A 14077-nucleotide genomic window follows, 5' to 3' on the forward strand; every position below is an offset into this window, starting at 1 on the left:
TCCTGACCAGCAGACCTGATCAGTTCGGCGCGGTCGCGGGTTCCGCCGGGTTGCGGAGCCCTTCGGCGGCGTCCGCGACCCGGCGGATCAGGTCGAAGAAGACGGTCTGCTCGTCGGCGGAGAGCGGGGCGAGGAAGATCTGGTTCATGCGAGCCGTGCGCACGGCGAGCTTGCGGTGGACACGCAGGCCCTCTTCGGTCGGACGCAACAGGAAACGGCGGCCGTCCTGCGGGTCGCGGACCTTGTCCAGCAGCCCCCGGCGGCCGAGTCGGCTGATCACCTCGGCGATGGTGGACCGGTCGAGGCCGACCCGCTCCCCCGCGGTGCGCTGGTCCACCCCCGGCTCGGCGACCAGGGCGTTGAGGACCGCGAACTGCGGTGACGTGATCTCCTCCGAGACCATCGTGTTCCACAGCAGGTAGTGCGCCTGCTGAAGCCGCCGGGCCAGATGCCCGGGATGGGTGGTCAGGTCGACCGCGGCCATGTGCGCTCCTGGGGTCCACTTTCGTTTGTGTACTGACGATACCTCGGGCCGTTGACGGTTGTCCGCCGCCCCACCAGGCGATCTACCTCGCACTCATCCGGGTCTTGACGCCTCGACCGTCCAGTGGCAGCGTGTGGGAAACCTCGCTGAAATACTCAGTGCCCTGATTAATCCGCGGTCGGTGCGGCCGACCGCGACACGGACCGACACGGACCCGGGGCGCTCGGACGAGATGGGGCTTCTCGGATGGACAAGGTGGTGGCCACCGCCGCTGAGGCAGTGGCCGATGTGCCGGACGGTGCGTCGCTGGCGGTGGGCGGTTTCGGACTGAGCGGTGTGCCGAACGTGCTGATCCAGGCGTTGTACGAGCGCGGGACGGGTGGGCTGTCCGTCGTCTCCAACAACTGCGGGGCGATGGAGTCGGGTCTCGCGGTCCTGCTGGCCGCCGGGCGGATCGCCCGCGTGACCGGTTCCTACATCGGGGCGAACAAGGAGTTCGCGCGGCAGTACCTCGGTGGTGAGCTGGAGGTGGAGATGATCCCGCAGGGCACGCTGGCCGAGCGGCTGCGGGCCGGCGGGGCCGGCATCCCCGCCTTCTACACCCCGGCCGGCGTGGGCACACAGGTCGCCGACGGCGGGCTGCCGTGGCGCTACGACGGCTCCGGCGGGGTCGCGCTGGCCTCACCGCCCAAGGAGGTCCGGGAGTTCGACGGCACGGAGTACGTGCTGGAGCGAGGCATCCGTACCGACTTCGCGCTGGTGCGGGCGGCGCGGGGCGACCGGCACGGGAACCTGGTGTTCGCCAAGGCCTCGCGGAACTTCAACCCGCTGGCGGCGATGGCCGGACGGGTGACGGTCGCCGAGGTGGAGGAACTCGTCGAGCCCGGCGAGATCGACCCGGACGCGGTGCACCTGCCCGGGATCTTCGTGCAGCGGGTGGTCGCGCTGACGCCCGAGCAGGCGACGGACAAGAAGATCGAGCGGCGGACGGTGAGTTCCTGATGGCCTGGACGCGTGAACAGATGGCCGCGCGGGCGGCCCGGGAGCTGGCCGACGGCCAGTACGTCAACCTCGGCATCGGCCTGCCGACGCTGATCCCGAACTACCTCCCCGAGGGCGTCGAGGTCACCCTGGAGTCCGAGAACGGAATCCTGGGCACCGGCCGCTACCCCACCGAGAACGAGGTGGACCCCGACCTGATCAACGCCGGGAAGGAGACCGTGACGGTCCTGCCGGGCGCCTCGTTCTTCGACTCGGCGCTCTCCTTCGGGATGATCCGCGGCGGGCACATCGACGTCGCCGTGCTGGGTGCGATGCAGGTCTCGGCCGGCGGGGACCTGGCGAACTGGGCGATCCCGGGAAAGATGATCACCGGGATCGGCGGGGCGATGGACCTCGTCCACGGCGCCCGCACCGTGATCGTGGTGATGACCCACACCGCCAAGGACGGCAGCCCGAAGATTCTTCAGGAGTGCGCCCTGCCGCTCACGGGCAAGGCGTGCGTGAACCGTGTCATCACCGACCTCGGTGTCCTCGACGTCACCGACGACGGCCTCCTCCTCGTGGAGTGCGCGCCGGGTGTCGGCGTCGACGAGATCACCGCGAAGACCGATGCCAAGCTGACCGTCGCGGAGGACCTGAGGTGAAGGACGTCTACGTAGTCGACGCGGTCCGCACCCCGTTCGGCAAGTACAACGGCTCCCTGGCGGGCGTGCGCCCGGACGACCTGGCCGCCCACGCCGTCCGAGAGCTCCTGGGCCGCACCCCCGCCCTGGATCCCGCGCGCATCGAGGACGTGTACTTCGGCAACGCCAACGGCGCCGGCGAGGAGAACCGCAACGTCGCCCGCATGGCCGCCCTCCTGGCCGGCCTGCCCACCACCGTCCCCGGCGTCACCGTGAACCGGCTGTGCGCCTCCGGCCTCGAAGCGGTCGTCCAGGCCGCCCGTGCCATCGCCGTCGGCGACGCGTCGATCGCGCTGGCGGGCGGCGTGGAGTCGATGACCCGGGCGCCGTACGTGCTGCCCAAGTCGGACCGGCCCTTCCCCGCCGGGCACACCGAGCTGTACTCCACCACCCTGGGCTGGCGCATGACCAACCCGCGGATGGACCCCCAGTGGACCATCCCCCTCGGGGAGTCGGCGGAACTCATCGCGGACAAGCACAAGATCTCCCGCGAGCAGCAGGACGAGTTCGCCCTCGCCTCCCACCACAAGGCCGCCCGCGCCCAGGCCGACGGCCTGCTGGACGTGGAACTCGCGCCCGTCCCGGTGCCGCAGCGCAAGGGCGACCCGGTGGACTTCGCCGCCGACGAGTGCGTACGCCCCACCGCCTCCCTCGAAGCGATGGCCGAGCTCAAGCCGTCCTTCCGCAAGACCGACGGCACCGTCACCGCCGGGAACGCGTCCCCGCTCAACGACGGCGCCGCCGCGCTCCTCCTGGTCGACGACGAGGGCCTGAAGGCCACCGGCCGCGAACCCCTGGCCCGTATCCGTGCCACCGGTGTCTCGGCGACCGACCCGCACTACTTCGGGCTCGCCCCCGTCGAGGCCGCGAACCGCGCCCTCGCCAAGGCCGGCCGCACTTTCGCCGACCTGGACGTCCTGGAACTCAACGAGGCCTTCGCCGCCCAGGTGCTGGGCTGCGTCGCCGAGTGGCCCGAGTTCGACCCCGCGATCCTCAACCCCCAGGGCGGAGCCATCGCGCTGGGCCACCCCCTGGGCGCCTCCGGTGCCCGCCTCGCCGGCACCGTCGCCCACCAGCTCGCCCGCAAGGGAAGCGGCACCGGCATCGCCACCCTCTGCATCGGCGTCGGCCAGGGCCTCGCCCTGGTCCTCGACCGCTAGTCACCCACGGGAACCCAGATGACTCTGACCCAGCACGACATCGACGCGGAGATCGCGGCCGAGCACGCCGCGTACGAGAAGCGGGTTGCCGACGGCGGGCCCGTCGAGCACCATCCGCGCCGCGACTACACCCCGTACCGCTCCTCGGTGCTGCGCCACCCCAAGCAGCCGCCGGTCGCCATCGACGTGACCAAGGACCCGGAGTTGGTCGAGCTGTCCTCCCCCGCCTTCGGGGAGCGGGACATCACCGAGATCGACAACGACCTGACCCGGCAGCACACCGGGGAGCCTGTCGGCGAGCGCATCACCGTGTCCGGCCGCCTCCTCGACCGCAACGGCAAGCCCGTGCGCGGCCAGCTCGTGGAGATCTGGCAGGCCAACTCGGCCGGCCGCTACGCCCACCAGCGCGAGCAGCACGACGCCCCGCTCGACCCGAACTTCACCGGCGTGGGCCGCACGCTCTCCGACGACGACGGCTTCTACCGTTTCACCACCGTGCAGCCGGGCCCCTACCCGTGGCGCAACCACGTCAACGCCTGGCGTCCGGCGCACATCCACTTCTCGGTGTTCGGCTCGGCGTTCACACAGCGGCTGGTGACGCAGATGTACTTCCCGAACGACCCGCTGTTCCCGTACGACCCGATCCTGCAGTCCGTGACGGACGACGCGGCGCGGCAGCGGCTGATCGCGACCTACGACCACAGCCTGTCCGTGCCCGAGTTCTCGCTCGGCTACCACTGGGACATCGTGCTCGACGGCCCGAACGCCACCTGGATCGAAGAAGGACGCTGACCCATGACGAGAATCGACACCAGCAGCGCGGAGAACGTGCTGCCCACACCGTCGCACACGGTCGGCCCGTTCTACGGGTACGCGCTGCCCTTCCGGGGCGGCGAGGACATCGCACCCCTCGGGCACCCGGACACGATCACCGTGCACGGGTACGTGCTCGACGGCGAGGGCGGCCCGCTGCCGGACGCCCTCGTGGAGTTGTGGGGTCCGGGCCCGGACGGCGAGCTGCCGACAGCCGACGGGTCGATGCGCCGCGACCCGGCCTCCGGCGGCTTCCTCGGCCGCAACGGCGTGGAGTTCACCGGCTTCGGCCGCATCCAGACGGACGCGAACGGCCACTGGTACGCGCGGACGCTGCGTCCCGGAGCACGCGGGAACAGCGCGCCGTACGTCAGCGTGTGCCTGTTCGCGCGCGGGCTGCTCGTGCACCTGTACACCCGGATCTACCTGCCGGGCGACCGGGCGGCGCTCGCCGCTGACCCGCTGCTGTCCCGGGTGGACGCGGAGCGCCGCGACACGCTGATAGCCGCGGACGAGGGCAACGGGACGTACCGTTTCGACATCCGCCTTCAGGGCGAAGGCGAGACGGTCTTCCTGGAGTTCCAGTGACATCAGCTCCCGAGGCTTGTGAGCCGGGCCTGCTCGCCCCCGGGTGGGCGGGCTCCCCGGCCGCCGAGGCGACCGACGACCGCGCCGTCCTGCGGGCGCTGCTGGACGCGGAGGCGGCCCTGACCCGGGCACAGGCCGGGCTGGGGCTCGCCCCGGCCCGGGCGGCGGACGCGGTGACCGAGGCCGCCGATCCGGCCCGCTTCGACGCCCACTCCCTGGCCGAACGCGCCCGCGGCGGCGGGAACCCGGTCATCCCGCTGGTGGCCGACCTGACCGAGGCGGTCGGCGAGGAGTACGGGCCGTACGTCCACCGTGGCGCGACCAGCCAGGACATCATGGACTCGGCGCTGATGCTGGTCGCCGCCCGCACCCTGGACCTGCTGCTCGCCGATCTGGCCCGCACGGAACGGGCGTCGGCCCGGCTGGCCGCCCGGCACCGGGACACCGTGATGCCGGGCCGCACGCTCACCCAGCACGCCGTGCCGACGACCTTCGGGCTGAAGGCGGCCGGCTGGCGCACGCTGGTGCTGGACGCGCGGGACCGGATCGGCGCCGTACGCGACGCGCTGCCGGCCCAGCTCGGCGGCGCGGCGGGCACCCTGGCGGCGTTCGAGGCGTACGGTGCGGCGGACCCCACCGCGCTGCCGGCGGCGTACGCACGCGAACTCGGCCTGTGTGCGCCTGCGTTGCCCTGGCACACCCTGCGCACCCCGGTGGCCGACCTGGCCGGCTGCCTCGCCTTCGCCGCCGGGGCGCTCGGGAAGATCGCCGCGGACGTGCTGACGCTGTCCCGCACCGAGATCGGCGAGGTCGCCGAGGGCAGCGGCGGCGGTTCGTCGGCGATGCCGCACAAGGCCAATCCCGTACGGTCCACGCTGATCGCGACGGCCGCCCGGCGTGCCCCGCAGCTCGCGGCCGCGCTGTACGGCTCCCTGTCCGCCGAGGACGAGCGGCCGGCCGGCGCCTGGCACGCCGAGTGGGAGCCGTTGCGGGACCTGCTGCGGCTGACCGGCGGCGCGGCCCGTGACGCCGCCGAGCTGACCGAGGACCTCCGGGTGCGCCCGGACGTGATGCGCGCGCACCTCGGCCTGACGCACGGGCTGATCGTGTCCGAGCGGCTCTCCGCCGAACTGGCACCGGTGCTCGGGCGGGCCCGCGCCAAGGCGCTGCTGACCGAGCTGGCCGGACGGACCTACGAGGAGGGCCGAAGCATGGCCGAACTCCTGTCCGAAGTGCCGGAGTTGAAGAACCTGGACGTCGGGGCCCTGACCGACCCCGCCCGTTACACCGGCTCCGCGGGAGCCATGACCGACCGTGCTCTGGAGCGACGTTGACCCTCCTCAACCACCTGACCGAAGGCCCCGCCTCCGCTCCCCCGCTGCTGCTCGGGCCCTCGCTGGGCACCTCGTACGCCCTGTGGGACGAGGTGGCGCCGGAACTGTCCATCGGGCACCGGGTGATCCGCTGGGACCTGCCCGGGCACGGGGGTTCGGCGGCGGAGCTGATCGGGCCGGGGGCCACCGTCGGTGACCTGGCGGACCTGGTGCTCGCGCTCGCCGACTCTCTAGGGGTGGAGCGGTTCTCGTACGCGGGTGTGTCGCTCGGCGGCGCGGTGGGACTGCATCTGGCCGTGCACCATCCGCAGCGGTTGTCGTCGCTGGCCGTCCTGTGTTCGTCGGCGCACTTCAACGGTGCCAAGGCCTGGGAGGAGCGGGCCGCGACGGTGCGCGCGGAAGGGCTGGCGAAGCTCGCCGAGGGCGCGGACGGGCGGTGGTTCACGCCCGGCTTCACCGTGCCGCGGCTGGTCCAGGACCATCGGGACGCCGACCCGGGGGCGTACGCCGCCTGTTGTGACGCGCTGGCCGCCTTCGACCTGCGGGACCGGCTCGGCGAGATCGACGTGCCGACGCTGCTGATCGCGGGCCGCGAGGACCCGGCGACGCCGCCGGCGCATCTGCGGGAGATCGCCGACGCGGTGCCGGGGGCGACGCTGACCGAGCTGCCGGGTGCCTCGCACCTGGCGCCGGCGGAGCGGCCCGGGGCGGTGCTGACCGCGCTGCGGGCGCACTTCGACGGCGGCTCCAGGCGGGGCATGGCGGTGCGGCGCGAGGTGCTGGGCGACGCGCACGTGGACCGGGCACAGGGGCGGCAGACCCCGTTCACGGCCCGTTTCCAGGACTTCATCTCTCGCTACGCCTGGGGCGAGATCTGGACGGACGAGACCCTCTCGCGCCGCGAACGCAGCATGATCACGTTGACCGCGCTGGTCGCGCACGGCCACTACGAGGAGTTGGCCATGCACGTACGGGCGGCGCGGCGCAACGGGCTGACGCCGGACGAGATCGGCGCGGTGCTGCTCCAGACCGCGGTGTACTGCGGGGTGCCGGCGGCGAATTCGGCGTTCGCGGCGGCCCAGCGGGTGCTCGCCGAGGAGGACGGCACCCACGGCTGATCCGCGCCCTCGGCCGGGACGGCGCGGGACGGGGCGTGGGCGTGGGCGTGGGCGGAGGCAGCGGGCCGGGCGTGGGCGGAGGTGGTCCGCCTCAGCCCACGTGCCCCGCCGTCAGTGCCTCGCGGGCCCGTGCCACCAGCCCGTCCGCACCGCACGAGTCCGCCAGGGCCAGGCCCCGGCGCAGTTCGGCCTCCGAGCGGGCGGCGATGCCGTACTCGACCCGGGCGGCGGCGTGCTCGTACTGGCAGGGCGAGGCCTCCAGGTAGGCGACGGCCTGCGCGGCGAGTCGGACCGCGCGCTGGCCCGTCTCCAGCGAGGCGGCGCAGCGCAGGGCCTCCCCTATCGCGGTGTCCGTACCGAAGCGTTCGGCGTGGCGGCGGGCGTCGGTGACGAGCCGGGCGGCACGGCCGGGGTCCTCCGTGGCGAGGGCGCGGGACAGCTCGGTCGCCCAGGGGTGCACCACCGGGTTGTGCCGGCCGCGTGCCACTGCCGCCTTCTCGGCGGTCTCCAGCTCGTTGACGCCCTCTTCGGTACGGCCGGTCGCGAGCAGCAGCCGGGCCCGCACGGGACGCGGGTCGGGCAGCACGATGGTGGACGGGTACGGCGGGTCGAACCCGTACCGGTCGGCGACGGACCGGGCCTCCTCCACATGGCCACGGGCGAGCAGCGTGTCGATCAGGTTGCAGACCGCGGACCAGTACAACGGCAGTCCGCGGCCGACCCGTTCGGCGATGCGCAGCGATTCGCGCAGGGACTTCTCGGCTTCCCTGAGCCGTCCTCGCCTGCGGTGGCCGAGGCCGACGTAGGTGTGTGCCAGGGCGAGGTGGCCGCCGCTCCAGCCGGCGGTCTCGTACGTGTTCAGCGCCTCGGTGAACAGCGCCTCCGCCCGGTCGAGCCGGTCGGTGTAGACGTAGGAGGTCGCCAGCATCATCGGCAGTTCGAGGCCCCACTCGGTGTCGGTCCAGCCGAGCCCGGGGGCGATGCGGCCGTTGACGAGGGCCCGGTCGCACAGCTCGACGACCTCTTCGGCGTTCTCGCCGCGGGTCATGGCGTCGAAGCCGCACAGGATGAGCAGGGCGCGCTCGGCGTTGTCGCGGCCGGTGCAGGTGGCGGCGAGTTCGGCGAGGCGCTCGGAACGGCCGGGGGAGGACGTCTCGCCGGGGTGGATGCCCTCCCACATGTACTGGACGGCCTGCAGACGCAGCCGGACGGACGGGTCCGGGTTGCGGGCGGCCTCCGCCTGGACGGTGCGGACGGCCTCCTCCAGCTGGTTGTTGTGGAGCAGGGCCTCGGAGAGCCGGAAGACCGCGTTGACGCGCTGCTCGCCGTCCAGGCCGGGCATGGCGAGGGCGGTGCGCAGGTGGCCGATGGTCGTGGCGGGCGCGGTGAGCAGGGTGGCGCAGCCCAGTTCGTACAGCACCCGGGCGTGGATGTCGGGCAGGGGCGGTTCCTTGAGGGCCCGTTCGAGGCAGCGGCGGGCGGCCTCGGGGGCGCCTACGGCAAGGTGTTCGCGGGCGGCGTCGCGCAGTTGGGCGACGACTTCCGGGTCGTCGTCGGGGTGCACCTGGAGGAGGTGGCGGGAGGCGGCCGCCGCTCCGAGGCCGGAGTCGGTGACCAGCTGGGCCGCTATGCCGTGCATCGCCGTGCGCAGCGCATCGGGGATGGAGTTGTAGACGGCGGTGGCGATCAGGGGGTGGACGAACTCCAGGTCGTCCGCGTCCGGTTGGCGGGAGGCGGGGTCGGGCGCGGTGAGGATGCGGGCGCCTCGCAGCAGTTCGGCGCAGCGGGCGGCGTCGGCGCGGTCGAGGGTGGCGAGCCGCGCCACCATGTCCACGGTGATGCCGTCGCCGAGGATGGCGGCGGCCCAGGCGAACCGGGTGGAGTCGACGCCGAGTTGCTCCAGGCGGGCCACGAGGCCTCCGCCCCGGGCGGAGCGGTTGAGCTCGCGCAGTTCGGCGGCCTCCGCCTCGACCGGTTGGAGTTCGCTGTCCTGGACCTTGGCGAGGAGTTTCGACGGTCTCGTAGGGGTTGCCGCCGGTGACGGCCCACACCTCGCGGCAGAACGCGGCGTCCGCGTGGTCGCCCAGGGTGGCCCGGGTGAGGCCGGCGGTCGCGTCGGGGCTGAGGACGTTCATCGGGAGGAGGGGCCGGCCCGCGGCGGCGGCCGCGTCGAGGTGGCGGGCGCTGTCGCCGCTGACGTCGCCGGGGCGGCGGGCTACGACGACCAGGGCGGATGTCTCGTCGAGCCGTTCGGCGAGCGCGGCGAGCCAGCGCAGGGTCTCCTGGTCGGCCCAGTGGGCGTCGTCGATGAGCAGGACCAGGGGCCACTCCCGGCGGGCGAGCCGGCGCACGGCGGCGACCAGGCCGTCGCACACGCCCTGCGGGTCGGCCTGCCGCTCGCCCGGGTCCGCTATGCCGAGGGCGGGGCCGGCGATGCCGTACCAGTCGCCGAGGTACTCGCGTGCCTCCTCGGGGAGCATGGAGACCAGCGCGGGCTGGAGCAGTTGCCGTACGACGTTGAAGGGAACGGACCTGAGGGTCTCGCCGCCGCGCGCGGACCAGACGGTGCAGCCCCGCGCCTCGGCGATGCGGCGGGTCTCGGCGAGCAGCGCGGTCTTGCCCAGTCCGGCCTCGCCCCGGGCCACCAGGAGGGTGCCGGGCGAGGACCGGTCCGCGCACAGGCTGTCGACGGCCCGCGTGATGGTGGCGATCTCCTCCTCGCGCTCCCAGAGGGAGGCCGAGGCGGCGGCCGTCCGCCCTACGTCCGTCATCCCGCTACCTCCCCATGTCGCCCGAATGACGTACAGAGCCCGAGCCTATCCGTCCGGGAGGCCGAGTGGTGGGCGGTCCGGACAGCAGTTGCCGTGATGGGTGACATGCGGTAAAGCGCGGGCGACGCGCTCGGGGCCGTCATCAGGCGCGGTGACCGCCGACGGCGTCAACTCGTCGCGCTGGCACCGTCGGCCGGGATGGCGAGCGTCCCGCCGGTCCTCCTTGCGGCCGGGCCTCTCATCCCGCTTTCACCGACGCCTCATACGGTGGCCCCATGACGCAGGCGACTCCTCCCGGGTGGTACCCGGACCCCGGACAGAAGCAGAACGGTCCCGCCACCGAGCGCTGGTGGGACGGCAAGGCGTGGACGGACCAGGTCCGTCCCGCGGGGCCGGCAGCCGCGTGGGCGGCCCCTACGCAGCCTCCCGCGGCGCCGTCCCCCGCGCAGCCGGCGGCGCCCGAGGCCACAGCCGGGCCGTACCCCGTGCATCCCGGCTATCCCGGGTTTCCCGTCCAGCCGCCGTCCGCGCGGCGGCGACGGTTGCGGACCGGCATAGCCGTCGCGGCGGCCGTGGCCGTGCTGGCCGGGATCGGGGTCGGCGTGTACGTGCTGGCCGACGACGGTCCGGGCGGCGGCAGCGCGTCGTCGCAGCAGGACCGGCGCGGCCCCGGTGGCCAGAACGATCCCTTCGGCGGCGAAGGCGGCGGGGGCGGGGACGGCGAGTCACCCGCGCCCGAGTCCCCGGGCGAGTCGGAGCCGCCCACGATCGACAGCGGGTCGGTGACGGACCCGGTCAGCGGAATCAGCCTGCCCATCCCGGACGGCTGGTCGGGCCAACAGCTCCAGGTCGGTGCGACGGTGACGTCGGACGACAGCTACGCGTGCCCGGGCGACACCTCCAAGACGTGCACCAAGGGCGGCGCGTACTCGGCGCCCTCGGTGGTGCTGGGTACGAAGGGCGGTACCGCCGAGGATGTCGCGAAGGCCGACATCGAGGCGAACGCCGAGGAATCGTACGGCGGCGAGTCGTACGGCGGGATCACCTCGCACGAGGAGCTGGCGTCGAAGGCGGTCACGGTCGCCGGGCAGAAGGGCTACCTGGTGCGCTGGAAGGCGGTCACCGAGGAGGGCTCCGACGGATACGTCCAGTCGCTGGCCTTCCCCGCGCCCGCCGACCCCGAGCGCATCGTCGTGGTCCGCTTCGGCGTCGACGTCGAGGAGACCCAGTCGGTCATCGACGAGATCACCGAGGGCATCGAAGCGGACTCCTCCGGCGGCGGGGGCGGCACCGGACAGGACGTCTGACCGAGGCTCAGCAGGCGGTCGTCGGCCTCCGCCCCCCGCGAGGTTCGGCCCTCTCCCCGGACCCGGCCGGAAAACGGTCGGCCGGGCGGGGCCCCCTCCGCTCAAGGGGATCCCGCCCGGCCGGGGGTGCGCGCCGCCCCCGTCCCCACGGTGCGGCGCGGACAGGCCACCGTCCAGTCATCCCGTGGACGGCGACCTGAGTCTCAGGGGAGGCCGAGCGCCGGCAGCACGACGGCCTCCACGAACCGGACGAGGTACTCCCCGTCGGCCTGCTCGCCCTCGACGACGGGCCGCATCCGCAGCATGCCGAAGAGCTGCGCCGGCACGTACTCCAGCGCCGGACAGCCGGCCGGGACCTCTCCCCGGACGACGCCGCGCTCGAGGATCCCGCGGAGCGCGGCGATCTCCGGCTCGACGAGTGCCTCGCGCAGCGCGGCCTTGAGTTCCGGGTCCTCCATGACCGCGTGGCCGAGCGCCTGGAGCAGCCCCGTGTCCTTGCCGGCTCCTTCGCCCGCGGCACGGGCCGCCTGGCGCAGGTCCTCGGCGAGGGAGCCCGTGTCGATGTCGGCGAAGCGCACCCGGCGGTGGGAGCGCAGTGCCGCGGCCACGAACTGGGGCTTGGTCTTCCACTGCCGGTACAGCGTGGACTTGCTGCACCGGGTGCTGGCGGCGATGCCCTCCATAGTGACGGCGTCGTAACCGCAGGACCGGATCTGTTCGAGCACGGCGTCGAAGAACTCCTGCTCACGCTCGGGCGTGATCTTGGAGCGGCGCGAGGCGCCGGCCGTGTCCGGTCGGTCCGCGTCCTGCGACGTCATCGGCTCTGCTCCTCACCAGGTCCAGCGGCGCTGCGGCGGGGTTCGAGGACCCCGTAGTCCAGTGTCTCCTCAGTCTATCGATACGGCAGTGTACCGGTACACCACCGTATCGGTACACTGCCGTATCGGAACGAGGTCGTATCGATGAGAGCCGTCACGCGGCCCCGCACCTGTAACCACACGCACCGCCGTCAGCGAAGGGGCCGGGGGATGAACGCTCGCACCGAGCCTGCGGAAGCGGGACCGGGCGCGCCCGCGCGCCCGCAGCTCGTCCGTGAGCTCCTGCTCGTGGCAGGGCTCTTCCTCGTCTACAAGTTCGGCCGACAGCTGGCGACCGGACACACCGCCGAGGCCTTCCGCAACGCCCACCGCGTGTGGGACTGGGAGCGCGCGCTCCGGCTGCCCGACGAGGGCAGCGTGCAGTCGCTGCTCCTGCACGGCGACACCCTGATACACACGGCGAACACCTACTACGCCGTCGTCCACTTCCCGGCCACCGCCGCCTTTCTCGTCTGGCTGTACCTGCGCCGGCCGGCGCACTACGTCCGGGCCCGGCGGGTGCTGGCCGCCCTGACCGGCGCGGCGCTGGTGCTGCACCTGGTCTTTCCGCTGGCGCCGCCGCGCATGCTGGGGGCCACCGGCCTGATCGACACGGCGCGGGTCTTCGGCCCCTCGGTCTACGGCCCGCCGCGCACCGACGAGTTGTCGAACCAGTTCGCGGCGATGCCCTCGCTGCACTTCGGCTGGGCCCTGACGGTGGCGGTCGGCCTGGTCGTCGCGACGCGGTCGCGATGGCGGTGGCTGTGGTTGCTGCATCCGCTGCTGACGCTGCTGGTGATCGTGGGCACCGCCAACCACTACTGGCTCGACGTGATCGTGGCGACCGCCCTGCTCGGCCTCGCCCTGGCCGTGCTCCGCCCGCCGCGGCACGCCGTGCCGCGGCGACGCCCGGAGCTCCGGCGCCGGACGGCCGAGCGGCGCGAGCCGGTGGGGGCGGGCCGATGAACGGCGCACTCCTCGCCGTCCTGCTGTCCCTGGTCTCCGCGTGTGCCTACGCCGCCGCGGCGGTCGCCCAGGAGCGGCTGGCCGCCCGCCGTTCCGGGTCGGGTGCGCTGCGGCTGCTGGCCTCCGGTGCCTGGTGGTGGTCGGTGGCGCTCAACGCCTCGGCCGCGCTGCTGCACGTCGTGGCCCTCAAGTACGGTCCGCTGACCGTGGTGCAGCCGCTCGGTGCGCTCACTCTGGTCGCGGCGGTGCCGCTGGGGGCGCGGCTGGCGGGCCGGCGGGTCAGCGCGGTCGAGTGGCGGGGCACCGGGCTGACGCTGCTCGGTCTCGGCGCGCTGCTGCTCACCGCGTCGGGACCGGCGCCCGACGACGTGCTGAGCGTGCCCGAGGCGCTGGCGGTGTCCGGCGCGACGGCGGCGCTGATCGGACTGCTGTCCCGGCCCGGCGCCCGGCCGGGACTGCGGCACGCGACGGCGTCCGGCATCGCCTCGGGCGTCGCCTCGGCGCTCACCCAGACGGTGACCGTGGCCACCACGGACCGCTCGGGCCCGCTGCTCAGCGCCCAGGTGATCGGGGTGGCGGTGCTGGTGGCGGCGTTCGCGGCGGGCGGTCTGCTGCTGTCGCAGACGGCGTACCGGGGCGGTCTGGGCGCCCCGCTGGCGGTGGTGACCCTGGCCAACCCGGTGGCCGCCGCGGTGATCGGGCTCTCCCTGCTCGGTGAGCGGCTGCGGGGCGGCGCGGGCGGAGTCCTGCTCGCGCTCGCCGGTGCTGCGCTGGCCGCCTGGGGCGTGGTCCAGCTGAGCCGGGCGACGCCGCCCCGGCTCGACGGCGCGGGTCCGGTCAAGGCCGGGGCGTCGCTCGATCCCCGGCGGAGCGGGCCGCCATCGGCAGGACCGCTGTCGACGGGACCGGAACCGGTCGGGCCGGTCCCGGTGCCCCGACAGCCCGCACCGGGGCACCTCACGCGGCTGTAGGCCGTCGCCGGTCACCCGCCCGC

12 protein-coding genes and 1 pseudogene are annotated in these 14077 nt (G+C 73.7%); 10 read left to right on the top strand and 3 right to left on the bottom strand.

The window, feature by feature from the left end:
- Positions 1–19: 19 nt before the first annotated feature.
- Positions 20–484, bottom strand: coding sequence for a MarR family winged helix-turn-helix transcriptional regulator (locus IE142_RS26660; protein ID WP_191888108.1), 465 nt, complete (start codon positions 482–484; stop codon positions 20–22).
- 246 nt (positions 485–730) lie between these two features.
- Between IE142_RS26660 and IE142_RS26665 the strand changes: the two genes are divergently transcribed.
- The 7 genes from IE142_RS26665 to pcaDC are packed head-to-tail and all read left to right on the top strand — an operon-like array spanning position 731 to position 7182.
- A complete protein-coding gene (locus tag IE142_RS26665; protein ID WP_191888109.1) occupies positions 731–1486 on the top strand; it encodes a CoA transferase subunit A in 756 nt (251 codons plus the stop codon).
- A complete protein-coding gene (locus IE142_RS26670; RefSeq protein WP_191888110.1) occupies positions 1486–2130 on the top strand; it encodes a CoA transferase subunit B in 645 nt (214 codons plus the stop codon). Before IE142_RS26665 ends, IE142_RS26670 begins: the two co-directional genes overlap by 1 nt.
- On the top strand, positions 2127–3329 hold the full coding sequence (locus IE142_RS26675; protein WP_191888111.1) for a thiolase family protein: 1203 nt from the start codon (positions 2127–2129) through the stop codon (positions 3327–3329). Before IE142_RS26670 ends, IE142_RS26675 begins: the two co-directional genes overlap by 4 nt.
- 18 nt (positions 3330–3347) lie before the next feature.
- On the top strand, positions 3348–4121 hold the full coding sequence (pcaH, locus tag IE142_RS26680; protein WP_191888112.1) for a protocatechuate 3,4-dioxygenase subunit beta: 774 nt from the start codon (positions 3348–3350) through the stop codon (positions 4119–4121).
- Positions 4122–4124: 3 nt separating this feature from the next.
- Positions 4125–4730, top strand: a complete 606-nt coding sequence (pcaG, locus tag IE142_RS26685) for a protocatechuate 3,4-dioxygenase subunit alpha (protein WP_191888113.1) — start codon at positions 4125–4127, stop codon at positions 4728–4730.
- Positions 4727–6064 carry a 3-carboxy-cis,cis-muconate cycloisomerase gene (gene pcaB, locus IE142_RS26690; RefSeq protein ID WP_191888114.1) on the top strand — a complete coding sequence of 446 codons (1338 nt, stop codon included), beginning with the start codon at positions 4727–4729 and terminating at the stop codon, positions 6062–6064. The genes pcaG and pcaB overlap by 4 nt, the downstream gene beginning before the upstream one ends.
- Positions 6061–7182 (top strand): bifunctional 3-oxoadipate enol-lactonase/4-carboxymuconolactone decarboxylase PcaDC, encoded by a 1122-nt coding sequence (pcaDC, locus tag IE142_RS26695; protein ID WP_191888115.1) that lies wholly within the window; start codon positions 6061–6063, stop codon positions 7180–7182. The genes pcaB and pcaDC overlap by 4 nt, the downstream gene beginning before the upstream one ends.
- A gap of 103 nt (positions 7183–7285) precedes the next feature.
- Here pcaDC and IE142_RS26700 read toward each other — a convergent pair.
- Positions 7286–9953: pseudogene (locus IE142_RS26700) on the bottom strand (ATP-binding protein); the annotation flags it as partial.
- 275 nt (positions 9954–10228) lie between these two features.
- On the opposite strand from IE142_RS26700, the gene IE142_RS26705 reads away from it, so the two are divergent.
- Positions 10229–11260: a DUF2510 domain-containing protein gene (locus tag IE142_RS26705; protein WP_191888116.1), complete on the top strand. Its 1032-nt coding sequence runs from the start codon at positions 10229–10231 to the stop codon at positions 11258–11260.
- A 203-nt stretch (positions 11261–11463) separates the two neighbouring features.
- Here IE142_RS26705 and IE142_RS26710 read toward each other — a convergent pair whose 3' ends face one another.
- Positions 11464–12078, bottom strand: a complete 615-nt coding sequence (locus IE142_RS26710) for a TetR/AcrR family transcriptional regulator (protein ID WP_191888117.1) — start codon at positions 12076–12078, stop codon at positions 11464–11466.
- 210 nt (positions 12079–12288) lie between these two features.
- On the opposite strand from IE142_RS26710, the gene IE142_RS26715 reads away from it, so the two are divergent.
- Positions 12289–13083, top strand: coding sequence for a phosphatase PAP2 family protein (locus IE142_RS26715; RefSeq protein WP_191888118.1), 795 nt, complete (start codon positions 12289–12291; stop codon positions 13081–13083).
- On the top strand, positions 13080–14054 hold the full coding sequence (locus IE142_RS26720) for a DMT family protein (RefSeq protein WP_191888119.1): 975 nt from the start codon (positions 13080–13082) through the stop codon (positions 14052–14054). Before IE142_RS26715 ends, IE142_RS26720 begins: the two co-directional genes overlap by 4 nt.
- The last annotated feature ends 23 nt before the right edge of the window (positions 14055–14077 follow it).

This window comes from Streptomyces mutabilis, assembly GCF_014649815.1.
GTDB lineage: Bacteria > Actinomycetota > Actinomycetes > Streptomycetales > Streptomycetaceae > Streptomyces > Streptomyces mutabilis.

Bases quoted from the DNA above. Each gene is read 5' to 3' on its own strand.
- IE142_RS26660 (WP_191888108.1), bottom strand. From the start codon at position 484: ATGGCCGCGGTCGACCTGACCACCCATCCCGGGCATCTGGCCCGGCGG.
- IE142_RS26665 (WP_191888109.1), top strand. From the start codon at position 731: ATGGACAAGGTGGTGGCCACCGCCGCTGAGGCAGTGGCCGATGTGCCG.
- IE142_RS26670 (WP_191888110.1), top strand. From the start codon at position 1,486: ATGGCCTGGACGCGTGAACAGATGGCCGCGCGGGCGGCCCGGGAGCTG.
- pcaH (WP_191888112.1), top strand. From the start codon at position 3,348: ATGACTCTGACCCAGCACGACATCGACGCGGAGATCGCGGCCGAGCAC.
- pcaG (WP_191888113.1), top strand. From the start codon at position 4,125: ATGACGAGAATCGACACCAGCAGCGCGGAGAACGTGCTGCCCACACCG.
- IE142_RS26705 (WP_191888116.1), top strand. From the start codon at position 10,229: ATGACGCAGGCGACTCCTCCCGGGTGGTACCCGGACCCCGGACAGAAG.
- IE142_RS26710 (WP_191888117.1), bottom strand. From the start codon at position 12,078: ATGACGTCGCAGGACGCGGACCGACCGGACACGGCCGGCGCCTCGCGC.
- IE142_RS26715 (WP_191888118.1), top strand. From the start codon at position 12,289: ATGAACGCTCGCACCGAGCCTGCGGAAGCGGGACCGGGCGCGCCCGCG.
- IE142_RS26720 (WP_191888119.1), top strand. From the start codon at position 13,080: ATGAACGGCGCACTCCTCGCCGTCCTGCTGTCCCTGGTCTCCGCGTGT.